The 25,397-nt window shown below is 46.9% G+C and carries 24 protein-coding genes and 1 tRNA gene; 8 read left to right on the forward strand and 17 right to left on the reverse strand.

Translation table 11 applies throughout. The features are described 5' to 3' along the window. Window positions 1–12: 12 nt before the first annotated feature. Window positions 13–264, reverse strand: coding sequence for a hypothetical protein (locus F752_RS0108420; protein WP_017731291.1), 252 nt, complete (start codon window positions 262–264; stop codon window positions 13–15). Between the two features lie 158 nt (window positions 265–422). After that, on the reverse strand, window positions 423–1,811 hold the full coding sequence (locus F752_RS0108425; RefSeq protein ID WP_017731292.1) for a DEAD/DEAH box helicase: 1,389 nt from the start codon (window positions 1,809–1,811) through the stop codon (window positions 423–425). Window positions 1,812–1,949: 138 nt separating this feature from the next. Between F752_RS0108425 and F752_RS0108430 the strand changes: the two genes are divergently transcribed. The 4 genes from F752_RS0108430 to F752_RS26430 all read left to right on the forward strand — a co-directional run bounded on the left by F752_RS0108430 (window position 1,950) and on the right by F752_RS26430 (window position 4,092). Continuing rightward, on the forward strand, window positions 1,950–3,290 hold the full coding sequence (locus tag F752_RS0108430) for a dihydroorotase (RefSeq protein ID WP_017731293.1): 1,341 nt from the start codon (window positions 1,950–1,952) through the stop codon (window positions 3,288–3,290). Between the two features lie 71 nt (window positions 3,291–3,361). Next, window positions 3,362–3,437 (forward strand) — tRNA-His (locus F752_RS0108435). Window positions 3,438–3,519: 82 nt separating this feature from the next. After that, the gene (locus F752_RS0108440; protein WP_017731294.1) at window positions 3,520–3,774 is read left to right on the forward strand and encodes a hypothetical protein; all 255 of its coding nucleotides are present in this window, start codon (window positions 3,520–3,522) and stop codon (window positions 3,772–3,774) included. A 144-nt stretch (window positions 3,775–3,918) separates the two neighbouring features. Further along, on the forward strand, window positions 3,919–4,092 hold the full coding sequence (locus F752_RS26430; RefSeq protein WP_017731295.1) for a hypothetical protein: 174 nt from the start codon (window positions 3,919–3,921) through the stop codon (window positions 4,090–4,092). 91 nt (window positions 4,093–4,183) lie between these two features. On the opposite strand, the gene coaE is transcribed toward F752_RS26430, so the two are convergent. The 8 genes from coaE to F752_RS0108485 all read right to left on the reverse strand — a co-directional run bounded on the left by coaE (window position 4,184) and on the right by F752_RS0108485 (window position 10,494). After that, complete coding sequence (coaE, locus tag F752_RS0108450; protein WP_017731296.1) at window positions 4,184–4,828, reverse strand: dephospho-CoA kinase; 645 nt, start codon at window positions 4,826–4,828, stop codon at window positions 4,184–4,186. Further along, window positions 4,806–5,786 carry a YbbR-like domain-containing protein gene (locus F752_RS0108455; RefSeq protein ID WP_017731297.1) on the reverse strand — a complete coding sequence of 327 codons (981 nt, stop codon included), beginning with the start codon at window positions 5,784–5,786 and terminating at the stop codon, window positions 4,806–4,808. Before F752_RS0108455 ends, coaE begins: the two co-directional genes overlap by 23 nt. Continuing rightward, window positions 5,783–6,109 carry a preprotein translocase subunit YajC gene (gene yajC, locus F752_RS0108460; protein WP_017731298.1) on the reverse strand — a complete coding sequence of 109 codons (327 nt, stop codon included), beginning with the start codon at window positions 6,107–6,109 and terminating at the stop codon, window positions 5,783–5,785. The genes F752_RS0108455 and yajC overlap by 4 nt, the downstream gene beginning before the upstream one ends. A gap of 20 nt (window positions 6,110–6,129) precedes the next feature. Then, complete coding sequence (locus tag F752_RS0108465; RefSeq protein WP_026135605.1) at window positions 6,130–6,672, reverse strand: DUF1573 domain-containing protein; 543 nt, start codon at window positions 6,670–6,672, stop codon at window positions 6,130–6,132. Window positions 6,673–6,769: 97 nt separating this feature from the next. After that, window positions 6,770–7,777 carry an isocitrate/isopropylmalate dehydrogenase family protein gene (locus F752_RS0108470; RefSeq protein WP_017731300.1) on the reverse strand — a complete coding sequence of 336 codons (1,008 nt, stop codon included), beginning with the start codon at window positions 7,775–7,777 and terminating at the stop codon, window positions 6,770–6,772. 2 nt (window positions 7,778–7,779) lie between these two features. Continuing rightward, a complete protein-coding gene (locus tag F752_RS0108475) occupies window positions 7,780–8,082 on the reverse strand; it encodes a YtxH domain-containing protein (protein WP_017731301.1) in 303 nt (100 codons plus the stop codon). Window positions 8,083–8,091: 9 nt separating this feature from the next. Next, a complete protein-coding gene (gene nusB, locus F752_RS0108480) occupies window positions 8,092–9,231 on the reverse strand; it encodes a transcription antitermination factor NusB (protein WP_017731302.1) in 1,140 nt (379 codons plus the stop codon). Between the two features lie 159 nt (window positions 9,232–9,390). Continuing rightward, complete coding sequence (locus tag F752_RS0108485) at window positions 9,391–10,494, reverse strand: Glu/Leu/Phe/Val family dehydrogenase (RefSeq protein WP_017731303.1); 1,104 nt, start codon at window positions 10,492–10,494, stop codon at window positions 9,391–9,393. Between the two features lie 149 nt (window positions 10,495–10,643). On the opposite strand from F752_RS0108485, the gene F752_RS0108490 reads away from it, so the two are divergent. Further along, entirely contained in the window at window positions 10,644–12,434 is a 1,791-nt protein-coding gene (locus tag F752_RS0108490) for an ABC transporter ATP-binding protein (protein WP_017731304.1), read from the forward strand. Window positions 12,435–12,710: 276 nt separating this feature from the next. On the opposite strand, the gene F752_RS0108500 is transcribed toward F752_RS0108490, so the two are convergent. From F752_RS0108500 to F752_RS0108520, 5 genes are all read right to left on the reverse strand, one after another. Further along, the gene (locus F752_RS0108500) at window positions 12,711–13,244 is read right to left on the reverse strand and encodes a hypothetical protein (protein ID WP_017731306.1); all 534 of its coding nucleotides are present in this window, start codon (window positions 13,242–13,244) and stop codon (window positions 12,711–12,713) included. A 47-nt stretch (window positions 13,245–13,291) separates the two neighbouring features. After that, on the reverse strand, window positions 13,292–15,052 hold the full coding sequence (locus tag F752_RS0108505; protein ID WP_017731307.1) for an ABC transporter ATP-binding protein: 1,761 nt from the start codon (window positions 15,050–15,052) through the stop codon (window positions 13,292–13,294). A gap of 19 nt (window positions 15,053–15,071) precedes the next feature. Next, window positions 15,072–15,560, reverse strand: coding sequence for a GNAT family N-acetyltransferase (locus F752_RS0108510; RefSeq protein ID WP_017731308.1), 489 nt, complete (start codon window positions 15,558–15,560; stop codon window positions 15,072–15,074). Beyond that, entirely contained in the window at window positions 15,544–16,311 is a 768-nt protein-coding gene (gene truA, locus F752_RS0108515; protein WP_017731309.1) for a tRNA pseudouridine(38-40) synthase TruA, read from the reverse strand. Before truA ends, F752_RS0108510 begins: the two co-directional genes overlap by 17 nt. A 165-nt stretch (window positions 16,312–16,476) precedes the next feature. Then, on the reverse strand, window positions 16,477–17,676 hold the full coding sequence (locus F752_RS0108520) for a thiolase family protein (RefSeq protein WP_017731310.1): 1,200 nt from the start codon (window positions 17,674–17,676) through the stop codon (window positions 16,477–16,479). Window positions 17,677–17,811: 135 nt separating this feature from the next. Here F752_RS0108520 and F752_RS0108530 point away from each other — a divergent pair, with 135 nt between their 5' ends. Further along, window positions 17,812–18,303, forward strand: coding sequence for a DUF4293 domain-containing protein (locus F752_RS0108530; RefSeq protein WP_026135607.1), 492 nt, complete (start codon window positions 17,812–17,814; stop codon window positions 18,301–18,303). Between the two features lie 77 nt (window positions 18,304–18,380). Here F752_RS0108530 and F752_RS25290 read toward each other — a convergent pair whose 3' ends face one another. Beyond that, window positions 18,381–20,963: a PAS domain S-box protein gene (locus F752_RS25290; protein WP_017731312.1), complete on the reverse strand. Its 2,583-nt coding sequence runs from the start codon at window positions 20,961–20,963 to the stop codon at window positions 18,381–18,383. 249 nt (window positions 20,964–21,212) lie between these two features. Here F752_RS25290 and htpG point away from each other — a divergent pair, with 249 nt between their 5' ends. Continuing rightward, window positions 21,213–23,072: a molecular chaperone HtpG gene (htpG, locus tag F752_RS0108545; protein ID WP_017731314.1), complete on the forward strand. Its 1,860-nt coding sequence runs from the start codon at window positions 21,213–21,215 to the stop codon at window positions 23,070–23,072. 132 nt (window positions 23,073–23,204) lie between these two features. Here the strand turns inward: htpG and F752_RS0108550 are convergent, their stop codons facing one another. Next, window positions 23,205–23,897 (reverse strand): CPBP family intramembrane glutamic endopeptidase, encoded by a 693-nt coding sequence (locus F752_RS0108550; protein WP_017731315.1) that lies wholly within the window; start codon window positions 23,895–23,897, stop codon window positions 23,205–23,207. 200 nt (window positions 23,898–24,097) lie between these two features. Between F752_RS0108550 and F752_RS0108555 the strand changes: the two genes are divergently transcribed. Then, window positions 24,098–25,330 carry an IS256 family transposase gene (locus tag F752_RS0108555; protein WP_017731316.1) on the forward strand — a complete coding sequence of 411 codons (1,233 nt, stop codon included), beginning with the start codon at window positions 24,098–24,100 and terminating at the stop codon, window positions 25,328–25,330. Window positions 25,331–25,397 lie beyond the last annotated feature (67 nt).

Below are 25,397 nucleotides of genomic sequence, written 5' to 3' on the forward strand. Positions count from 1 at the left end.
TTATTCTTAAGTCTACTTTACATCATCGCCATAGCGAGGATCAGTACTTTTCATGGCTTTTTCTCTTGGAAATTCCTTATGCACATCTTCTGCATGCTTTCTGCTCTCCCAGTAGCTGTCATAGTTTTCCGGAATAGGCGGCTCAGATGGCTGATGCGTACGAAAAACATCTACCAAAGACAATGCAACCACAGCGCCTATGAGTATACTTACAATCCAAAAGAAGAGATGGGCTCCTGTTCCAATAGGTGGGTCAAAAAACATAAGGTTATCAATATCTGGTTAAAACAAACTTTTAGATGTTGCGAAGATACCGCTTTGCCCTCAAATATTTTAGTGAAAGACTAACTTTTTCAGGTACCTTCATATAAAGAAACGGAGAGCGTGAAAATGAGTTTCTTTCCCTTTCAGCAAGCGTAAAATCAGGATAGTTTTCTTCTGCCTTTTGCGCCCCGGTTTCCTCCCCTACGTCCTTTTGGCCCCTTCTTAACAGATGGCCCGAACTCCTTTGCCTTCTTCTGGTTTTTATCTACCACCTTTCCTTTAGGATTTTTAAACACCCTCTTTTTCTCATGGAAGGCTCCTTTAAAGTTAGGGTCTTCTTTTCGTTTCTGCTCATCTATTTCACGAGCCATTTGCTGCTCTTCGGTAAATGGTGTTTTCTCGATGGTTACATCCGGCGGAATAAAGGCCCGTGGAATGGGCTGGCGTATCATTTCCTCAATTTTAGCAACATGGTAGGCCTCGGCCGGGCTCATAAAAGTGATGGCCACCCCATTTTGCTCGGCTCTTCCGGTACGCCCAATACGGTGCACATAATCTTCGTAAATCAGGGGCACATCAAAATTAAACACATGGCTTACCATGCTTACATCTATACCACGGGAGGCCACATCGGTAGCCACCAGCACCGGCACGTTTCCTTCTTTAAAAGCATCCATGGTGTTAATGCGCGTATTTTGCCCTTTGTTGGCGTGCAGCACCCGTACTTCTCCCTCGAGCTTCCGCCCCAGGTATTTACTAATATCGTCGGCAGCTTTTTTGGTTTTGGTGAAGACAATTACCCTGTTAAACTCCTCCTGGTTCGAAAGAAGGTAAAGCAGGAGGTTTATTTTGGTTTTATGGTTAGGCACTTCGTAGAGCTTCTGGCTTACTGTTTTGGCCGTGGTTGCCTGCGGCTCTACCTCTACCCGCTCCGGAAATTCAAGGAAGTTCTCCGAAAGGCGCACGACCTTTTCGGCCATGGTAGCAGAAAACAGAGCATTTTGCCGCTTAACTGGAATTACTTCCAGTATGCTGTTAATCTGGTGCATAAAACCCATGTCCATCATCTTATCGGCCTCATCCATGATAAAGGTTTTTATCTGGCGGGTAGGCAGACTGCCGGTGCGGTACACATCTAAAAATCGGCCGGGGGTAGCAATGATAATATCCACTCCCTGCAGCACCAGTTCGGCCTGGGCCATTACCCCTTTACCACCAATTAGCGCAAGACAACGAAGGTCGGTATAGGCACTAAACTGCCTTACTACTTCCTCTATCTGCAGCACAAGCTCGCGGGTGGGGGCCAGAATAAGAGCCCTGGGAGTATTGCCCTGTGCATATTTTACCTTCATGAGCAGGGGCAGAACATAGGCTGCCGTTTTTCCGGTACCGGTCGGGGCAATACCCATCAGGTCGTGTCCTGCCAGCAAAACAGGAATCGCCTTCTGCTGAATTTCCGTCGGCTGCTGGTATCCGGCTTCCTCCACAGCTGTAAGGAGCTGCTTGTTGAGCTTGAAATCGGAAAAAGTTTTTATATCTTGGCTCATCAGTAAATTTTAACTTGTTCGGCGCAAAGATAGTGCTTTGTAATGAAAGCATCAGTGCCGCGGTTTTGTTCCGCCTTCATGCACTGCTTTTTACTTCTTCCGCCCGACCGTTAAAGCTTCCTTACCGTATAATTAGCCATGAAAACTACCCTTATTTTAAATGCCACCATCGTCAATCGGGGCAAAATTGTTGAACAGGATGTATATATCAAGGGCCCCTGGATAGAACAGATAGGCTCTGACCTTTCAGGCCGGCAAGCCGATCAGGTTATTGATGCACAGGGCAAATACCTGTTACCTGGTGTAATTGACGACCAGGTACACTTCAGGGAACCGGGCTTAACCCATAAAGGCGATATTTACAGCGAATCGCGTGCAGCCGTTGCCGGGGGTATTACCTCCTTTATGGAGATGCCCAATACCCAGCCCCAAACCCTAACACAGGAGTTGCTGGAAGAAAAATATGCCATTGCTGCAAAAGACTCCCTGGCCAACTATTCTTTTTACATGGGTGCCTCTAACGATAACCTGGAAGAGGTACTTAAGACAGATAAGGAGAATGTTTGCGCCATTAAGGTATTTATGGGCTCCTCTACCGGCAATATGCTGGTGGACGATACGGAAACCCTTGAAAAACTCTTCAGCAAAGCCGGAATGCTCATTGCTACCCACTGCGAAGATGAAGGAACCATCCGCCGGAATGCCGAAGAATTCCGGGCCCGCTTCGGGGAAGAAGTTCCTATGGAATACCACCCGAAAATACGAAGTGCCGAGGCCTGCTACCTTTCCAGCAGCCGGGCGGTTGAGCTGGCGAAGAAGCATGGTACCCGCCTTCACATTCTGCATATATCCACCGCCCGGGAAACTGAGCTCTTCCGTAACGATATACCGTTGAAGGATAAAAAGATTACAGCAGAGGCCTGCATCCACCACCTGTGGTTCGAAGAAAGCCAGTATACCGAAAAGGGCAGCTTTATCAAATGGAACCCTGCTGTAAAATCGGCAGAAGACAGAGCCGCCATCCGGCAGGCGGTAAAAGACGGACGCATTGATGTTATGGCGACTGACCATGCCCCACATACTCTGCAGGAGAAGCAAAACACCTATTTTAAAGCGCCAAGTGGCGGGCCACTGGTGCAGCACAGCCTTGTGGCGGCACTGGAACTACACAAGCAGGGGGTATTTTCGCTTGATGAGCTGGTGGAAAAGATGTGCCATAATCCCGCCATACTGTTCAACATCCGGAAGCGGGGCTATATCGAAGAAGGCTTTTATGCCGACCTGGTGCTGGTCGATCTGAACCGCCCCTGGACTGTAAGCCGGCAGAACATCCTGTACAAATGCGGATGGTCACCTTTTGAGGGGCAAAGCTTTCAGAGCTATGTTACCCATACCTTTGTTTCGGGCCACCTTGCCTGGGCCGAAGGGGCATTCAGGGAAGAAAAGAAGGGTGAGCGCCTGCAGTTTGATCCACGGTAAATATCTGCTGATTTTTTTCGGTAATCTGTTTGCAAAAAGCAAAAAGGCTACTACATTTGCATTCCAAAGACGGTGATTGTAGTTCAGTTGGTTAGAACGCCTGATTGTGGTTCAGGAGGTCGCCGGTTCGAGTCCGGTCTTTCACCCTTTCCCAAGCCCTTGTTAATTTGTCGTTAACAAGGGCTTTTTGCTATAGAACCTTTTCCGAGAAAAAAGTATTGATGGGTATATGATAGATGTGGAAATATTTTCGGGCCTCCCGATTAGGCAGAAGATAAAGGTGCTGTATGAACATGGCTCCTTTGTAGTGGCCATTCGCTACTATGGATACAAAATTAACCTGTACCTCATCGGCAGCCATTATGTGGAGGTGTTTTACAACCACAAGTTGGACTGTATTGAAAAGGTAGAGCTGATGAACCCCCGGCACAGCCGCCTGAAGTTCTATACCGACCAAATCAACCTACCCACTAACCTGCTCTAGTCTCCATCCGCCGTATAATCTTCGGAAACAGCCGCACGTTTAGAAGAAAAAATGCATTAGCTTGGGTATTTTAATCTTCCTCTTTATCTTCGTAAGGATTATAAAAATATCTTTACCAAGACAAACCTTCAACCATACAGCTAAATGGAAAATATTACGAAATACCTCGGTCTTATTTTAATTATTATTGCAGCTATTTTTATGCTGGTTGTTTTTATGATAGACAGTGTAAACAACACAACCTTAGCCATTGCCGGCGGGCTTAGCATTGTAGGTTTACTGGTACAGGTATTTGTGGGCCGTTCGGTAGATTATTAAGAAAAGCGTATTTCAGCAAATACATCTCTTTCAGCTAAACTCTCTAAGCGGGTTTAGCTTTTTTTTGCCAGGAAGGTGCTATCAATACAGGCTAACGGGCAGCAAAGGAAGGCTGACTGAACTGCTTATGGAGGCGGAGCACCTGCGGTACTACCAGGCTTTTGTCGCCATTCGTAATTTTATAGTCTGCCCTGCTTAGTCGTTCCTCTTCAGAGAGTTGCTTACGAATAATTTCTTCTACCTGCTGGCGGTTCCGGTGCTCATCGCGAATAATCGTTCTACGAACCCTTAATTCTTCGGGAGCTGATACCGCAACAACTGCATTTAGATTTTTATAAGAGCCTGCCTCAAAAATTAAAGCCGCCTCCTTTATTACATAGGGTGCCTCTTCGTGCCGCTGAAGCCATTTATTAAAATCTACGGCGACTCTCGGGTGCACCAGGCTATTCAGCAGGACCAGCTTCTCTTCATCTTTAAATACCTCATTGGCTAAATATACGCGATTGAGTGTGCCATCTGCCGCATAGCTTGCTTCACCAAAATGAGCCTTGAGCTGCCGCACAAGCGCAGGGTCCTCTGTGAGCAGGCGCTTTGCCTGCGTATCGGCATCGTAAACCGGAATGCCAAGGGCTGCAAAAACACGGCACACCACACTTTTGCCCGCGCCTATACCACCGGTAACGCCAATTTTCACTACCGGGCTGTGGGAAGGGTTATTCTTGTCTTTCGTCAGCATACTCTAAAGGTACCGCCTGCTTTTCAACTACTATATCTTTTATAAAGGCAGGTACTTCTCCTATTTTTAACTGTACCGTGGAATCCTGCCGGTTAATCTGGCGAAAGTCGGCCGACACCACAATATTTGTCTCCTGCCCCTGCTTCAGCAACTCATCGCGCACCATAAAAGAGACAAGGATGGCCGTATCTGCCAGGTACACACTCGAATCGGCCGGAAAATTAAGGGGCCGGATAGGCACACGCTTATCTACTCTTGTAAAATGAGCCACCTCAAATGCCACGGCAATTTCATCCGGCTCAACCTGTATCTGCTCCGATTCCATAAAGCTCAGATCTACCACATTATCGAAGGTTTCATTTAGCTGCTCGTAGGGCAGGTCAAGCAAAATGGAGTCGGATAACTGGCTGATAAAGGAAGAGGGCCCCACAAAAATGGCAGAATCTGGCTCAATCTCCAGAGGGCTTACAATGCGGAATCCTTTCTCCAGTGTTATACCGGAGCTATCGATTGCCAGAGCTACTTTTTTAGTTTCTTTGCGCTCGATATCCAGGAAAAGGGTATCGGTAATAACGTAATTCAGGCGCACCTCATTCAACTGATCGGCAATGATAGTTGCCAGCGAAGACTTGGTGATATACTTCTGGGAGGTAGGATTCTCGAGCAGAATTTGGATAGGGTTCAGATTAAACCAGGCGGTTTTCCGCAACAGGTTCCAGCCACCGCCTGAAATAACGATGCCCACCTCCTCCGGTAAGTCTTCAACCACTACCACTCCTTCTTTATCAAACACAAACTCCACCGGATAGTTAATTCGGGTCGCATAGTCTTTATTCAGGGCATTAAAAAACCAGAAAGTGGTAGCTCCTGCTATGCACAGGGCTACCACCTTCCAGTTCCTGCGGTCTGATTTAAACAGCCGCTTTAATCCTTTGAATATAGACTCACTTCTTTTCAAGCTGCTTTAGTTGCTTTGGAAAGTTTTTTACTTGCATCGAGAGAAATAGCCGACTTTTCAAAAGTAAGCTTGGTTCCTCTGTCCACATCCAAAATAACTATTTCACCTTCAATAGCAGATATACGCCCATGCATTCCCCCAATTGTTACTACCTGGTCTCCTTTTTTCAGAGATTCGATAAACGTCTTCTGGTCCTTTGCCTTTTTTTGCTGCGGCCGCACCATAAAGAAGTAAAAGATAATAACAATACCTCCAATAAGAATGAGGTTGCCCATCCAGCCGCTTTCGCCAGCCGGTGCCTGTAATAAAATAAACTCTAACATAGGGGAAATAAAATAATCCTTTATTGTTTAACTGGTCCTGCAGAGAGGTCCTGACCCGCTACAACAGTTCCTTTAATTTTTACTGTATTAATAGAAGGTTTTGTATTGGCAGTAATGGTAACGGTTTTGTTTTGAGTACCCACACGGTTATCGCTGTTAAACTTCACCTGAATTTCGCCGCTTTCTCCTACAGGAATAGGCTCCTTAGAATAGCTCGGAACGGTACAACCACATGACGCAGATGCATTCTGGATTATCAGCGGAACCTCTCCCACATTTTTAAACCTAAAGGTGTGCTCTACCACTGCTCCTTCAGTAACAGTACCGAAGTCATACACTTCTTCAGTAAACTCGAAAGCCGCTGCCGGACCGCTTACTTCCTGTACATCCGCAACATTAGAATTAAGCACAGGCTTTGCCGCAGCTACACCACCGTTTCCTTCCAACACTACTACCCGCTGTTCCAGCTTTTCCACGCGCTCTTCCAGCTCGGCATTGTTGCAGCTTGAAAGGGTGAATGCACCAGCACCCAACATAAGGGCATAAGCAAAATACTTTTTCATTCTTTTATGGTTTTGATTATAATTTTCCTGTAACCGAAGCTTTTTACCTGCGGTTTTGCATGAATACAAGAATTTTGAAGAATAAGTTTATTACCTCTTATTTTTTAATCTTCTCGATTACAAAATTAGTAAATTCTTCTGTAGTAGCCGAACCGCCCAGGTCGCCGGTACATTGCTCCTTGTGCTTCAGGGTTTCATTAATGGCATGGTCAATCGCATCGGCATACTCGCGTAGGTCCATATGGTGGAGCATCATAATGGCAGAACGCAGCAGGGCGGTAGGGTTGGCTTTTCCCTGGCCGGCAATATCGGGGGCAGTACCATGTACGGCCTCGAAAATTGCCACCTCATCGCCAATATTGGCACCTGAAACTACTCCAAGACCCCCTACGAGGCCGGCACAAAGGTCGGACAGGATATCGCCAAAGAGGTTAGTAGCCACCACCACATCGAACTGCTGCGGCTTAATAACCAGCTGCATACACATGTTATCGACGATTTTATCATCCAGCTCAATGTGCGGGTAATCTTTCGATACTTCTTCGCCAGCCTTCAGGAACAGCTTACCTGCACTTTTAAGGATGTTGGCTTTATGCACAACCGTAACCTTTTTGCAGCCCATTCTATCTGCATATTCAAAGGCCGCTTTTACGATACGATAAGAACCTTCCCAGGTAACACGGGCTACAGAATCGGAAATTTGCAGGCGCTCGTCGAAAAATTCTAATCCGGCATAAAGCCCTTCAGTATTCTCACGGAAGATTACCAGGTTTACATCCTTAAACCGCGACTCGACACCTTCGGTCGTTACACAGGGACGAACGTTCTGGTAAAGGTCAAATATTTGTCTGAGTTGTACATTTACGCTTTTAAAGCCTTTCCCTACAGGCGTAGTTAAAGGACCTTTGAGCGCTATTTTATTTTTCTTGATGGATTCGATAAGAGAAGATGGAATTAACTCCCCGCATTCTGCCAGCGTCGTCTGCCCTGCATTTTCCTCTTCCCAGCTGACAGGCACCTGAGCGGCTTTGAATACCGTCTTTACCGCTTCAGTAATTTCCGGTCCAATACCATCGCCCTTTATTAATGTTACTGTCTTTGTCATTTTTACAGTTTTTCCTCTTTTTTAATTTGACCGATTAAGGTCTCCACATCTTTTAATAATTCTTCCGCCTTTATTTTGGCGTCTGATATCACCCGCTCACCTTCTGACTTTGCCGCACTATCGGGCAGGTCTTCGGCCTGGAGTTCATTCAGCAAATCTTCTAATGCTGCTTTAAATCTGAATAAGTTATAGGAAACTCTGCCTCTGGTGTTAGAACCTGTGTCGGGTGCAAATAATACGCCTACCGCCAGCCCTACGGCTGCGCCGGTTATGAGAGATAAAAAACCTACGGTACCTTTATTCATAATATATATCTATTTATTGTCAATTAATCCTCTACCGCTCTTCTTGATGAGTCCCTTCTCCTGCAACTCGTTTGACAGCACATCGAGCACCCCGTTAATAAAGAATTTACTCTTGGGTGTGCTATATTTTTTGGCGAGTTCAATATACTCGTTTATTGTCACTTTTACAGGAATACTGCTAAAATTAATCATTTCGCAGAGGGCCATTATCAGAATTACCCGGTCGAGCAGGGCCAGTCTTTCGACGTCCCAGTTCTTACTTTTCTGCGAAATCATTTCTTCATATTCCTTCTCATGCCTGATACTCAGGTTAAAAAGGTCGATGAAGAATTCTTTGTCATCTTCCCAGTTATACGAAAGCTCTGCCAGCTCAAACTGGTCGTTGTTTTCTTCCTCCAGCGCCTTAACTGTCCGCTGCACCATGCTCTTCAACACTTCCCTGTTTTCGGCCCAGTAAAGGTCGCGCTGGTCCATTAGAGAACTTACCAGCTCATTTTTAAAGAACACTTTTTTAATGATGTGCAATACTATCTGCTTATCGTCCTCGAAAGTCGTGCCGCTTTTCTCCAAGTACTTTAAAAAAGTTTCATCTTTCCCCAGTACCTCTTTATAGAGCTGCTTAATAAACTCCTGCTCATCGTTCCACTGGAGGTTATGCTTAATAGCTTCCACCTGCAAGGGCTTATTCTGGGCCAGTTGTTCCACTACCCGGTTATTGAGCCAGTTGGTTTCATCTATTTTTGCACTACGTCCAAGGCTCAGGCGCTTGTCCCGCTCATTACGTGCATAGCTAACCAGTTCTGTCAGTAAAAGTAAGAATTCCAGGTAACGTTCGGCTATTTTCTCTGCTTCGGCCACCATACTTTTCCGCAGGTGCTGAGTATCCTGTCTTACCAGTTTATCGTAATATTGAAGCGCATCCTGGGCCGCTTTTGTCTGTGCTTCGGTTGTCTCTTTGGCAGGCGCCAGCTTCATTTCTTTATAACCCGCTGCAAACAAATCTGAGGCCGCTTTCCTGTCCGCCTCCAGCTTTACAGGGTCTTGTACCTCCATCGAGTTCAGGTCAGGTGCAAATTCCTCCTTAATCAGGTCCAATCCCAGATGGAAATCGGACTGACGGCACTGAATAAAAGCGAAGAAATTTTGCATCACCTTTATCCGTAAATATCTTCTGTTAAGCATTCTTCCTGATTAAATGGCCTCTTTAAAATTTAAGAAGCACCGCCGCCAGGGCAGCAATGCTTCCTAAAATAATAATGTAATTTTAGTAATAGTTGTTCTTTTCTCAGCAAAATATACCTTCCATAATTAGTACGGAAGCTTTACTCTGCCCATTGCCTCAATCCGCTCCAACGCCATTTTCATGGCTGCTTCCTGTGGCGTAATTCTTTCGTCATCTGCCTTTTTAAGAATATCGGTACAGATACCGTATACTTTCTCTGCTTTCTGGTAAGCACGCTCGCGCTGGTAGTTGCCTTCATATTCGGCGGCCACATTTATTACACCGCCGCAGTTAATAAGAAAGTCAGGCGCATAAATAATACCTTTTTCTACCAATTGCAGACCATGGCGCTTCTCGTCTTTCAGCTGGTTATTGGCAGCACCGGCCACCACCTGGCACTTCAGCCGGCTGATCGATTCGTCGTTAAGCGTAGCACCAAGCGCACAGGGCGAATAGATGTCGAGATCCAGATCGTAGATTTTATCGCCTGCCACAATTTCGGCTCCATAAGTATCGGATACGTGCTTCAGACGCTCAGGCGATATATCAGAAGCATAAATTTTTGCTTTTTCTTTATGCAGCAGCTCTACCAGGTAAGTACCTACCTGCCCTACTCCCTGCACCAGTATCTTTTTACCTTCCAGGCTGTCGTTTCCCCATGCTTTATGAGCAGCTGCCTTCATACCAAGGTACGTACTGTAAGCTGTTACCGGAGAAGGGTCTCCGCCACCGCCCACCACTTCAGGCAAACCGGAAACATAATCGGTTTCCATGGCAATGTATTCGATATCGGAAGTACGGATATTCACATCCTCAGCCGTTACATAGCGGCCTCCAAGGCTGTCGACAAAACGACCGAAGCGGCGCATGAAGGCTTCGGTTTTCTGGGTTTTAGCATCCCCGATAATCACTGCCTTACCGCCACCAAGGTTCAGGCCGGCAATGGAGTTTTTAAAAGTCATGCCGCGCGAGAGTCGTAGCACATCGGTAAGGGCTTCTTCGTCGGAAGCATACTGCCACATACGGGTACCGCCGAGTGCGGGGCCGAGGGTAGTATTATGCACGGCAATGATGGCTTTTAAGCCGGTGGGTTCATCATAGCACATCACAACCTGTTCGTGCCCCATCAGTTCAATCTGACCAAATACAGAATTCTTTGTTTCTGTACCTACTTCATTTAACTCTACCATTTAAAGTTATTTATAGTTTGTACTACCTTTACATGCAGGGATGCTACGGTATAGCTTTTAAAAATAATGCAAAATTAGAGCTTTTCATCGAGTATTTCAATCGTTAATGCAGAATATAACTTAATTAAACGTCCAACGTTGTTCATAAGGTGAAAGAGCTTAATTACCTCAATAAATACCTGCTGAAGTATAAGCGCTATCTTATTTTAGGTACGCTGTTTCTGATCATATCCAATATTTTTGCCATTGTGCCGGCACAGGTGGTACGCTATGCCTTCGACCTGGTGAAGGAAAACATAGAAGTATACCGGCTATACCGCGATTTTGAGCTGCAGGAATCCATCTTCGACATGTTTGCCCACAGCATTTTTGTGTATGGGCTTATTATCCTGGCCATGGCCATTCTGCGCGGCGTTTTTCTCTTCCTGGTACGACAGACGATTATTGCCATGTCGCGGCACATTGAGTACGACCTTAAAAACGAAATTTACGAGCACTATCAGAGCCTGCCGCTCAGCTTTTACCGCCGCAATAATACCGGCGACCTGATGTCGCGCATATCGGAAGATGTGAGCAAAGTACGGATGTACCTTGGGCCTGCCATTATGTATGGCATTAATCTGGTCACCCTTTTCCTGATTCTCATTCCGTACATGGTGTCAGTCAATGCCAGGCTTACCCTCTATGCGCTGCTCCCGTTACCAATCCTTTCGGTCAGCATTTATTTTGTCAATAACCTTATTAATAAGCGGTCGGAAGAAATACAGCGGGCATTGGGCGGGCTTACTACTTTTACCCAGGAGGCATTTTCGGGTATTCGGGTACTGAAAGCTTTTGCCCGTGAGAAGGACTCGGCCGAGCAGTTCGACCGCAAGAGCAATGAGTATAAAGATAAATCGCTGCGACTCACCTTCGTCAATGCTCTCTTCTTTCCGCTGGTAATGGCGCTCATTGGCCTCAGCACTATATTAATTGTATATATAGGGGGTGTGGAAGTAATGCGTGGCGCCATTTCGGTGGGTAATATTGCCGAGTTTGTTATATACGTCAACCTGCTTACCTGGCCTGTTACATCCGTAGGCTGGGTTACCAGTATTGTACAGCAGGCCGCCGCCTCCCAGCAACGAATCAATGAATTTCTGCATACCAAAAATGACATTGTCTCTCATAAAAATCTCCAGAAGGAAATTCAGGGACATATTGCCTTTGAGGAAGTGAGCTTTGTGTACCCCGACTCCGGCATAAAAGCATTGAAGAACATTTCTTTTGAAGTGGCTCCAGGGCAGTCGCTCGCCATTATCGGCACCACCGGCTCCGGAAAAAGCACCATTGCCAACCTGCTGCTCAGGATGTACGATACCACGGAGGGAACGATTTATATTGATGAAACGCCTATCGAGGACTATAACATTAATAAGCTCCGTGCCCAAAGCGGCTATGTTCCGCAGGATGTGTTTCTCTTCTCAGAAACCATCCGCAATAACATTGCTTTCGGCAATGTAGACCTGACAGAGGAGCAGATTAAGGCCGCCGCGGCCGATGCCGACCTGCTGGAGAACATCAGCCGTTTCCCGCAGGGCTTTGAAACCCGACTGGGTGAACGGGGTATCACCCTCAGTGGTGGCCAGAAGCAACGCGTAAGCATTGCCCGCGCCATTGCCCGAAACCCTAAAATCCTCATTCTTGACGATGCCCTCTCGGCGGTCGATACCAAAACGGAAAACAGCATTTTAAATGCCCTCAAAAAGATTATGAAAGGGCGAACCAGCATCATCATCTCCCACAGGGTATCGTCTGCCAAGCTGGCCGACAAAATTATCGTGCTCGACGACGGCCGCATTGTGGAACAGGGCACCAACGAAAGCCTGCTGAAAAAGAATGGGGTATACAAAGAGCTCTACGATAAGCAGCTGAAGGAAGAAGATGAGGTAGTGGATTAAGCTGGCAAGATGATGTATTTAGAGTGAGGAGGAAGTACAGCAATTGATTTAGAAATCACCCACTCTTGTCATGCCCCCGGGCATCTGAGGAATTAAGTGCAAAGTGGAGGCACTTAAATGAAGAACAGAGAGGGCTTTATTTTTCAGGAGCTCCGTCAGGTTCCCTGCAGGTATAACAAATCTACCATTTCTGTTAATAAGGAATCTCTTATTAAATCTGAAAACCATAGCCGGAACTACACCTTTTTAGCTTGCAGCGATAAACCTAAAAAGCTTCTACTCCTCCACTGGCACTTCAATCTCCAGGTGTCGCTCTCCTATATACTTTTCGATGCTGATATTAGGTTGTAGCTTCAGGCCCTGTTCTTTTGCAAAAGCTTCCAGCTCTTCGCGGATAACATTTGGCTTGGCCATCACCATATTGTGCGACCGGATGGTACTCCGCACCGCCTGGTCGGCCTCGACGGTAAAATGTTCCCAGCCTTCGGGTAGTTCTTCCACAGGTTGTTCGGTAAGCACGCCTATAAACTGCTCCACCGTGTCTTTTTCTTCCACCGGCTCTTTCAGCACCACTACAGTTAACACTCCTTCCAGCTCATCCTGCTGCACTTTATCCTGCACTTCGAAAAAGATATCCCCCAGCGCCTCATTCTGTAGGGTTCCGGTATAGTGCTTCCCAATGAGGTGGTAATTATTTACCTCCACGAGCGCCAGCTCCCGATCTTTAAAACCACCTAAATAAATGTAGCCTGCAAGACTGATAACTGCCGCTATCAACAGAACTGTAATAATGTATTTTTTCCCCGACATGGATCTGGTTTTGCGTAGAGCTGCAAGTATAGGCAGGAAGGCTGATATTATACAACCTCTTTGTACTGCATTTTATAAAGCTGGGCGTAATAGGCATTCAGGTTCATCAGCTCCTCATGAGTTCCTTCTTCCATTATCTCTCCTTTGTCCAGCACAATAATTTTATCGGCCTTTTGAATTGTAGACAGGCGGTGGGCAATAACGATGGAGGTTCGGCCTTTCATCAGCTTTTCTATGGCGCCCTGTATCATTTCTTCTGTTTCGGTATCGACAGAGGATGTCGCCTCATCGAGCACAATAATGCGCGGGTCATAGACAAGGGCCCGCACGAAGGAAATCAACTGGCGCTGGCCTACGGAAAGAGTGGCTCCCCTCTCCATTACATTATAGTCGAAGCCACCGGGCAGTCGCTCGATAAACTTAAACGCCCCCACCAGTTCAGCTGCCTCCCGCACTTTTTCCATGCTTATTTCCTCATTATTCAGGCGGATGTTCTGGCCAATAGTGTCAGAGAAAAGGAAAACATCCTGCAACACCACGCCTATTCGCTGGCGCAGGTTGGCCAGGTCAAACTCTTTGATATCACGCCCATCGACGCATATCTCTCCTTTGTTGATATCGTAAAAGCGGTTGAGCAGGTTAATGATGGATGATTTCCCGGCACCGGTCGCTCCTACCAACGCCACGGTTTCGCCGGGCTTAACGGTAAAGCTGATATCCTTCAGCACCCATTCCTCTTCATTATAGGCAAACCACACACTTTTGAAGGCCACCTCCCCTTCCATGCTTTCAGGAATAAAGCTGCCATTATTCGGAATATTTTCTTTACTATCGAGCAGGCGCATAATACGCTCCGAGCTTACTACGCCCAGCTGAAGGGTATTAAAGCGGTCGGCAATGAGACGGATGGGGCGGAAGAACATCTGGATATACAGGATAAAAGCTACCAGCACCCCCAGTTCAATTTCTTCGTAAATTACCTGTCGTGCACCGTACCACACCAGCAGTCCAATACCTGCTGCCTGAATAACTTCTGCCACCGGAAAGTAAACGGCATAATACAGCACCGAGCGAAGGTTCGCGTGCCGGTGCTCTTTATTGATATCTTTAAACTTTTTGTATTCCCGCTCTTCACTGTTAAAAATCTGCACAATGCTCATGCCCGAGATATGTTCCTGCACAAAGGAGTTTAGGTTACTCACGGCATTTCGTACATCATTAAAAGCAACCTTAATTTTTTCTTTGAAAACATAGGTACTGATAATGAGTACCGGCAAGGTAGAGAGGGTAACCAGTGTCAGGCGCCAGTCGGTATACAGCATAAAGCCGATGATGAAGACCAGCTGCAGCAGGTCGCCTATAATGGCGGCAAAGCCCTGACTGAAAACGTTGGCCAGCGTTTCAATATCGGATACACTTCGGGTAACCAGGCGGCCGATAGGTGTGCGGTCATAAAAGCGGAGCCTGAGGGTAAGCAGGTGGCGAAAAAGGCTGGTGCGTATATCGCGGATTACATACTGGCCCAGCCAGTCGCTGGAGTAGGTATGCAGGTATTGCACTACCGCATTGAGCACCAATAGTCCAATGAGGATAAAAAGCATGAGCTGAAGGCCGGAGTAATCGCCTACCAGAATGTAGTTATCGATGGCCTTCTGGATTACATAAGGACGCAGCGGGGCCAGCACAGCCAGCAGCACCGTAAGCACTACTAATACCCAAAATCGCACTATGTATGGCTTTACAAATTTAAAAAGCCTGCCCAACACCTGTGCATCTACAATATTTCCGCTTTTAACTTCTTTATCCATCCCTTAACAATCATCCAAATTATAAGTCCAGGGCATAGGCCTGGTCGCAGCGACAGGACATTTCCTTCCTGCACACAGGCCTGAAGCCCCGCTTTTCGTACAGCTTTATGGCCTCCTTTAATACCTGCGCTGTCTCCAGCTCCACTCGGCTAAATCCTTTTTCACGGGCTATTCTTAATAATTCATCAAGCAGGAAAGCCCCCAGGCCTTTTCCACGGGCCGAAGGCAGCAGGTACATCTTCCGCACTTCTGCCACACGGCCACTCTCCTCCTCCAATGGGTATAAGCCAAAGGTACCAACCAATGTTTCTTCTTTATCTTCCACCACTCCAAAAAAACCGCCGCGGCTGTTATAGCTGGTTTCCACATCTGCTATATCCGCATCGGTACTTCCTTCGTCCGGCTGCAATCCATAATCCTGCAGCACCCCAAACACCAGCTTTTTAATGGCCGCGCTATCGGCAGAGCGAGCTGCCCGAATGCGGTAGTCTTTAAAAGTCAGATTCATAGTCGGAAAGTTCGTAAATCTTATCCGGATAAGTGACTTTGGTGAGAAATAAACCCTGCGCCGGGGCCGAGCGGCCAGCACGGGAGCGGTCGCGGCTTTCCAGTACCTGCCGAAACTCTTCCCGGCTCATCCGGTGCTGCCCTACTTCCAAAAGCGTTCCTACAATGGCACGCACCATATTACGCAGAAAGCGATTGGCGCGGATGTAAAAAACAAGCATATCTCCTTCCTCTATCCACCGGGCCTCCTGAATGTTACAACGGAAATGCTTTACCTCGGTATGTACCTTGCTGAAACATTCAAAATCTTCCCATTGCAGCAAGAATTCGGCTGCTTTATTCATCGCCTCCACATCGAGCGGGCGCCCATTTACATAAGTGAGCTTTTGCAGAAAAGGATTCTTCTGGCGGCTGATACGGTACTCATAGCTCCTGAAAAGGGCACTAAAGCGGGCATGAGCCTTCGGATGCACCGGGAAAATCCGTTTTACGGCAATATCGGACGGAAGAAGCTTATTAAGCCTGAAGTGCAGCTGCTCCACATCCAGCTCCGCATCCCAGTCGAGATGTACCAGCTGCTGCTCGGCATGTACACCCGTATCGGTACGGCCACTTCCAACCACGGCAATGGGAGTCCGCAGCAGCTTCGATAAAGCCCCCTCCAGCTCTGCCTGAACGGTATTGGCATTCTGCTGCACCTGCCAGCCATGGTAGTGGGTGCCGTTATACGCTACATCTAAAAAATACCTCAAGTTTAAAGTGCAAATGGTTTGATGTGATAACCTACCTGCCGGCAGGCGGGTGTGCTGATGATCTGGCCTGCCGGTGGCTTTATATGCTTACATCCTTTCTGATACCTATGCCAGACAGCCTATAAAGACTGCCTGACAAAGCTCATATTGTTTGATTACGGCAGGTTAAACTTTCTCAAAAACAATCGCTGCGCCCTGCCCTACGCCTACACACATGGTGGCCAGGCCATAGCGGGCATTCGGCCGCTTCTGCATTTCATGCAATAAAGTAGCCGAAATACGCGTACCACTGGCGCCCAGCGGGTGACCAATGGCAATGGAGCCACCATTCACATTTACAATCTCCGGGTTCAGGTCCAGCTCCTGCATACAGGCAATGGACTGGGAGGCAAAGGCTTCGTTCAGCTCGATGAGGTCAAGATCTTTTACCTGCAGGCCGGCACGCTTAAGGGCTTTGCGGGTCGCTTCCACCGGGCCAATACCCATACACTCCGGCTCCACACCGGAAACAGCCATAGACACCACACGTGCCATGGGCTTCAGGCCGTATTTCTTCATGGTTGCCTCATTTACCACCAGGGCGGCAGCTGCTCCATCGTTTACGCCGGAGGCATTACCAGCCGTTACGCTTCCATCTTTTTTAAAGGCCGGCTTTAAGCTCAGCAGCTTCTCGACCGAGGAAAGGCGTGGATGCTCATCGGCCTCAAACATAGTATCTTCGCCCTTGCGCTGCGGAATCATAACCGGCACAATTTCATCTTTAAACCTGCCGGCCTCAAAAGCCTGCTGGTATTTTACCTGCGAGTGGTGCGCAAACTCATCCTGCGCCTGGCGGCTGATGTTCCATTTATCAGCCACATTTTCGGCGGTTTCGCCCATGGCAAAGGGATAGTGCAGCTCCGACAGTTTTGGATTGATAAAGCGCCAGCCAATGGTGGTATCGTATATTTCCTGGTTCCGGCTCCAGGCATTTTCGGCTTTGCCCATTACGTAAGGTGCACGGCTCATGCTTTCGACGCCTCCTGCAATATAAGCACCGCCTTCCTGCAGCTTGAGCGCGCGGGAAGCATCCATAATCGACTGCAGGCCCGAAGCACATAGGCGGTTAACTGTAACCCCCCCGATGGTCAGTGGCAGCCCTGCCATTAAAAGGGCCATACGGGCCACATTACGATTGTCTTCGCCAGCCTGGTTGGCGGCACCAAAAATTACATCTTCCAATTCATTCACCTCCAGTTCAGGGTTGCGCTTCATTAGTTCCCGCATTACATGGGCAGCTAAGTCGTCGGGCCGAACAGCGGCTAACGTTCCTCCGAATTTACCGACAGGGGTGCGGATAATATCAATTATATAGGCAGATTCCATATTGTATTATATTTATAATTTCAGCAAAAAATCAATCAATCCGGAGGCTCCCGAATTACCGGCTATTGTGGCCTGTTGTTTTTATTTTAAGGCTTTTTATTCTTACTTTGCAACGCAATTTAACCTTTAGCTGACATGATACAAAGAATACAATCCATATTTCTGTTACTGGTAGCCATATCGATGGGCCTGATGCTGGGCTTTGACATCTGGCAAAAAGTGGCCCCTGAGCAGGCAGTAATACTGAATGCGTATTTCCTCACCCACCAGGAGGTAAATGGTAGCCTCGAAGCTGCACCGGCTGACATCCTCCACCAGGAAGCCACCTGGTATATCGCTATTCTGGCGAGTCTTACTGCCGTTATCGCTCTTTACTCCATTTTCCGCTACGACAACCGCCTTACCCAAATGAAGCTCGGTGCCCTCAACTCTCTTTTAATTGGAGGCACCCTCGCCGTTTGTCTTTACCTGGCCTACCAGGGTCAGCAAATGCTGCCTGGCCCTGAGCATGGACAGTACCTGGTGGGCATTTACCTGCCCGGCGCTGCCCTGGTGTTTAATATGCTGGCCAACCGCTTTATCAGGAAAGATGAAGCTTTAGTACGTTCAGCCGACCGTTTCCGCTAGGAAAACCTAAAAACGACAAAAAGCCCTCCGGAAGTTAAAAACGACTACTCCCGGAGGGTTTTTTTTATCGTTTTCTTCTACGCTCTGGTCTGTCTTCGGGCAATAAACTGCAGGAGCTTCTGTTCCATTTCTTCTGCCTGAAAAGGCTTGGATACAAAACCATTCATACCAGCCTCCAGGGCTTTCTGCTGTATTAGCGGCTCCGTTGCCGCAGAAATAGCCAGTACCGGCAGTTCCGCCACTCTTTTATCTTTTAGCCGGCGAATCTGGCGGGTGGTTTCAAAACCATCCATTTCCGGCATCTGCAGGTCCATCAGAATAAGATTAAAAAGTATTTCCTGCTTTTGAAGCATTTCCAGGGCCACCAGTCCGTTTTCAGCCGAATGTACCTCTACCTCCCACTTCTGCAGAAATTTTTTTCCTACAAACACGTTTAGCGGGTTATCTTCGACCATTAGTATTTTACAACCTTTCAGCCCATGGTTTTGCTGACTGCCCGGTGGCTCTTTTTCTTTCATTACGATAGGATCCTGGTATTTATCAAGCTTTAAACAGAAAGAAAAAGTACTTCCTTCATCCTCCCGGCTTTCCAACATAATTTTACTTCCCTGAAGTTCAAGGAGGCGTTTACTAATAGAAAGGCCGAGACCTGTGCCGCCATAACGACGGGTAATATCGCTTCCTGCCTGGGTAAAGCTCTCGAAAATGACTTCCTGCATATTTTCAGGTATCCCTATTCCGGTATCTTTTACTTTAAACTGCACCAGGCTACTCTCTTCTGTGTCTTCCAGCACTGTAAGCTGCACCAGAATACTGCCCTCATGGGTAAATTTGATGGCATTGCTGATCAGGTTGGTAAGCACCTGCGACAAACGTACCGGATCGCCCATTACTTTCCGGGGCAGGTCTGCATCCTGCAACAGTTCCAGCTCCACTCCTTTCTTTCTGGCGGCTGGCAGCATGGATTTTTTAATATCGGATATGAGCTGTGGCAGCTGGAAAGGAATATGCTCGAAATGAATTTTGCCGGCCTCTATTTTGCTCAGGTCCAGCACATCGTTCAGGAGCACCAGCAGATTTTCGGCCGAGAACTGTAGTATCCGGAGATTTTCGGCCTGCTCGGGAGTCGGTTTATCTTCCTGCAGGAAATGGGTGATGCCAATGATGGCATTAAGCGGAGTTCGAATTTCGTGGCTCATGGTACTCAGGAACTGCGCCTTTACCCTTGCCGCCTCTTCTGCTTTTTCTCTTGCCTCTACCAATGCTTTGGCTGCCCTCTCCTGCTCAGTAATGTCTTTGGCAAAAACGGTATAGCGATCTACTACCTCACCATCCATTATTGGGAATACAGTCGTTCTGAAAACCCGCTCCTCGTTGCCTGTTGTAAGGTGGTCAATATAGGCGTGCACCTGCCCGCCGGCAGCGGCCTTATAACGCTGGAGCCACTTCTCATGTTCCCCGGGGGGTGTTAAGCTAAAAATGTTCTCATTCCTCCGCAGTTCCTGTCCATAAGCTGCCGTAAAAGAATGGGCAAATGCTTTATTAAAATCGAGGAGGCGATATTCCTTATCAATCAGAAAAATCCGGTTATCATTATTATCAAGTATACTGCGGATGTTCCTTTCTTTCGTGCGCGCCTGCTCCTCATAATGGAGCCTGTCGGTAATATCGCGGGAGTTAATAACAATACCTCCTACTGTTTTATCGCCCAGCAGGTTGGTGCCTTTTGCCTCCAGGTATAAGTAACTGCCGTCGGACTTCCGGTAACGAAACCTGAGAACGGACTGACTGGTAAGCTCCTGCAACCTGGCTGAAAAACGATCTTTCGTTGCGGCCAGGTCTTCGGGATGTACAAAGTCGAAAACCGTTTTTTCGGCCACTTCCTCTGGCTTAAAACCCGTAAGTCGAAAGAAAGAGGGAGTGAGATATTTAAAGTAGCCCTCTGCATCGACTACCGCGGTAATGTCAGAAGCATTTTGTAAAAGCGCTTTAAAATAGTCATTCTGGTCGCGCAGGCGCTCGCTCAGGCGGTTGGAGTGCAAAAGGTTCTTTTGCAGCTTCTTCTCCTGGTGGCGCAGGTGCAGGTTCAGCTCTTCCTGCTTTTCGAGCGCCTGTTTTAGCTGTTCCTGCTGCTGAATGGTCATCCGGAAGTACAAAAAAGCAAGCAGGAAAGAAGAAATAATGGTAAGGAGGAAGCTTTGCTGATTTATTTGCTGCAACTCCTGGCGGTACAGTTCCTGATCAACCGCCAGGCTGTCATCCAGGTACAGCAACAGTAAAATTGACAGCACCGGAGCGGCGAGTACTGTAAAAATATACTTTCGCTTCCGCAGGTTAAATACCAGGGCCGTTGCCGCAATAATGGGAATAAAATAAAGCTGAATTCCACTGCTAAAGCCGAAGCTGGCCGCCATAGTAAAGCAATAGACATTAAGGGACAGGTAAAAGATTAAACGTGCCTGCCTGGTGTATCCGGCGCTATTCAGGATGGGAATACAGATAAAAATGAAGGGAATAAGCAACTTCAGCACCCTTAGCCAGGAAGACTCAAACCCAAACTGCTGAAATATAAATACAGAAGCGAGCAAACTGATTAAAAGGCTCAGCTGGTTAACCAGTTGTATAGATTTTTTCTTGCCGGCATTAAAATGCTGTTGCACACCTAAGTTTGAGTACAGCAGAAATGCATGATTCAGTTTTTTCAACATACAGGGCACCAGGGAGAGAGAACTGCCAATACGGCAAATGGTGTGTTAAAAGTATGGCTTGCTGCTGCAGTAAAAAATTGATAATGCACCACAAAATTACACTCCTGACAAACTGTCATTTATTCAAACAATTTTTTCTTCTGGAATAGCTTTTGATAGACCTGCGGTGGAAAATAGTATAAACCACAAAAAATAAGGCACATGCAAGAGAAAGGAACCATTTCCATACATACCGAGAATATCTTTCCGATTATCAAGAAATTCCTCTACTCTGACCATGAGATTTTTCTGCGCGAACTTGTTTCTAACGGTGTGGATGCAACACAGAAGTTGCAGAAGCTTGCACAGCTGGGAGAATACAAGGGAGAGCTGGGCGATTTAAAGGTAACTGTAACGCTCGATAAGGAAGCGAAAACTATTACCGTATCGGACAATGGTATTGGTATGACGGCCGAAGAAATTAAGAAGTACATCAACCAGATTGCTTTTTCGGGCGCTACCGAATTTATAGAGAAATATAAAGACAAAGGCGAAGACAAGCAGATTATCGGCCACTTTGGTCTTGGTTTCTACTCCAGCTTTATGGTGGCTGGCAAGGTAGAAATTAATACCCTTTCGCGCCAGGAAGGGGCACAGCCTGCCCGCTGGGAGTGCGATGGCAGCACCCAGTTCGAAATTACCGACGGCAGCCGCACCGAGCGGGGTACCGACGTTATTCTGCACATTAACGAAGACAGCGAAGAATTCCTGGAGCCTTACCGCCTGCGTGGCATCCTGGAGAAATACTGCCGCTTTCTTCCCGCTCCTTTATTCTTTATCGATGGAGAAAAAGGCGAAGAAGGAAAGGAAAAAGAGCCGGAGCAGATTAATGATCCGAACCCGCTATGGACCAAAGCTCCAGCCGAGCTTAAGGACGAAGATTATCTGAAGTTCTACAAAGAACTGTACCCTTACGCCCCGGACCCGCTGTTCTGGATTCACCTGAATGTCGATTATCCTTTTAACCTTACCGGTGTTCTGTACTTCCCTAAGCTGAAAAATGACTTTGAAGTACAGAAGAATAAGATACAGCTCTACAGCCGCCAGGTGTTTATTACCGATGAGGTAAAAGATGTGGTGCCAGAATTCCTGCAACTGCTGCATGGAGTTATCGACTCACCCGACATTCCGCTGAACGTATCGCGCAGCTTCCTGCAGGCCGATTCGAATGTGAAGAAGATTAACTCCCACATCACTAAAAAAGTGGCCGACAAGCTGGGCGAGCTTTATAAGAGCGACCGCAAGGCTTACGAAGAAAAGTGGGACGATATTGGCCTGTTCGTGAAGTACGGCATGATTAGCGAAGATAAATTCTACGACCGCGCCAAAGATTTTGCCCTGCTCAAAAACACCGAAGGCAAATACTTTACCCTCAACGAAACCAAAGAGCAGGCACAGGCTAACCAGACCGATAAAGACGGCAATGTGGTATTACTTTACACCAACGATGCCGCCAAGCAGGATGCCTACATTCAGGCTGCCAAAAAGCGTAGCTACGATGTACTGGAGCTCGACACGGTTATCGACAGCCACTTTATTAATATGCTGGAGCAGAAGCTCGAAAAAACTTCGCTCAAGCGCGTAGATTCCGACACCATCGATAAGCTTATCGACAAGGACGAGAAGAAAGAAAGTGTACTGAACGATAAGGAGAAGGAAAAGGTAAAAGAAGTATTCGACAAAGCCATCAACAATAAGAGCTATACCGTACAGGTAGAGCCAATGGCGACCGACGAAATGCCGGTAAGTGTAACCATGCCTGAATTTATGCGCCGCATGAAGGACATGAGCATGGCCGGCGGCGGAGGCATGCAAATGTTCGGCAACTTCCCCGATAACTATACCGTGGCGGTAAATGCCAACCACAGCATTACCGGCAAAATTCTGAAAGAAACCGATGAGGCAAAGCAGAAAGAACTGGCCAAGCTGGCCTTCGACTTAGCCCGCTTACAGCAAAACATGCTGCAGGGTGCTGAGCTGACTGCCTTTATCCAGAGAAGTGTAGACCTGGCCGCAAAATAAGCCAGTTCCTTTTTTTCTTTCCCGAAGCCGGAGTGCAATTGTGCTCCGGCTTTTTTATATCCTGATTCCAGCCCTTAATCAATTAAGATCAAAGCCTCCTATGTTCTGGACATAATTCTTCCTGAAAATTTATTAAACGGTCACTCTGGTGATTCCCTTTAAGAAAAATTCCTTTTTATCAGCCTTCCAGATCAAAAAAGTCCCTGCAATCAGGAGGAAGAGAAGAAAAGGAAGTTCTGATACTATTATCTCGGAGAGCTCCATCTGGGGTATAACTACCGGCGATTCTAATGCTTCCACATCAGGCACCTGCCGCTCCTGTGCCCTGCGGAACTTTTGAATATTCTCTTTCACATCCCATAAAGAATGTATTAGGGAGGGAATTACTATATTTTGGGTTATCAGAAACAGACCACAGAAAAAGATACCTGCACAGGAAGCAGATATTACCTGAAATACCGTTACCTGAAAGTGCTGCCCATAAGCCAGATTAATAAAGTGAAAAACTCCGAACAGGAGGGAAGAAAAAATCACCCCTGCCATTACAGGATTCCTGTGGTTTGCAAACACCCTGATCAGACGCGGCAGGAGAATTCCTCTGAAAAAGAATTCTTCCGTAAAACCTATTAAACAAAACCCGAGAAGAAATAACAGAAGGGTGAAACCATAGGGGTAGTTGAAGGCACTGAAATTGTTCAGTAAAATAAAAAGCAGATAGGCTACAGGTATCCATAGTAGCTTCCGATTTTCAGGTAAAAGTCCTCCTTTTATTCCGTTGAACTCCTGTAGCCTCCATTTCTTGATGAGCCACACAAAAAAGCCCATGAGAGGGAATAGTAAAAGGATGCTTACAACAGAATAAATATTTTGAGCTGATACAGGAAATAATTCCAGCAGCTCTTTTAGCGGTAGCCCTAAGGATAAATAAAGAACGTAAAGCAAAAACAGGAGCGGTACAGTCGAGACTGTAAATGGAACTGTGTCAAAGTTAAAAAAATAATTAATTTAGCTTTAACACAGCAAGTATGTCCGAGAAGAAATTTGATTACGAGCGCTTTCAGAAGGAAGCCATCCAGGGCTTATATGAAGGCAAATCTTTAACGGGTGAAAATGGGATTTTCGCCCCACTTTTAAAGCATTTCTTAGAGTCAGCATTAGAGGGAGAACTCTCTGCTCACCTTCTGGAAGAGAAATCCAGTGACTCTCCTTTAAAGAACCGCAGGAACGGCAAAGCTACTAAGCAGGTAAAGAGCCTTTCAGGAGACTTTGATTTGCAGACTCCCAGAGACAGGGCAGGCACTTTTGAACCCCATGTTGTAGGTAAGCGCCAGGTTATCATTACAGAGGGCCTGGAAGAGAAGGTAATTGCCTTGTACGGAATGGGCAATAGCCTCAGAGATATATCTTCTCACATCCAGGAAATCTATGGCATGGAACTTTCGGCCACTCAGCTTTCGGAGATAACTGACAAGGTGATTCCTGCCATGAACCAATGGCGAGTAAGACCGCTGGAAAGCCTTTATTGCTTTGTTTATCTGGATTGCATGCATTACAAAGTGAAAGACCAGGGACGGGTGGTGAGCCGTGCTGTTTATAATGTTCTGGGCATAGGACAAGAGGGAAGAAAAGAACTGATAGGCATGTACGTATCAGAGAGTGAAGGGGCTAAATTCTGGCTCTCTGTACTCACTGATCTGAAAAGCAGAGGAGTAGAGGATATCCTCATTGCCTGTGTGGACGGGCTGAAAGGCTTTCCTGAAGCTATAGAAACTGTTTTTCCTCAAGCCCAGATACAGACCTGCGTTATCCATCAAATCCGAAATACCATGCGCTACGTGGTGGAAAAGGATAAGAAGGAATTCATGGCAGACCTAAAGCCTGTTTATCAGGCTGTAAATAAGGAAGATGGCTATTTTAACCTGCTGGCTCTGGAAGAAAAATGGGGCAAAAAGTACCCTGTAGCCGTTCAGTCCTGGCTAAATAACTGGGAGTATCTTTCCACTTTTTTTGCTTATGATCAGGAAGTCAGAAAGGTGATCTATACCACCAATACGATTGAGGGATTCCATCGTCAGGTGAGAAAAGTGACGAAAACAAAAGGGGCCTTTACCTCTGACGCAGCCTTACAGAAGCTTATTTATCTGGTGGTGATGAATGTCTCTAAAAAGTGGACCCTGCCTTTACGCAACTGGCCATTGACTTTCTCGCAGCTTTATATCATGTTTGAGGAAAGAATCAAACTGCACGTGAGGGTTTGACTTTTTCGGCGTTAGGCTTCGCCGTAACACCGAAAAAGCCAGTTGACACAGTTGCGTTTACACTCCC

The organism is Nafulsella turpanensis ZLM-10 (assembly GCF_000346615.1).
GTDB lineage: Bacteria > Bacteroidota > Bacteroidia > Cytophagales > Cyclobacteriaceae > Nafulsella > Nafulsella turpanensis.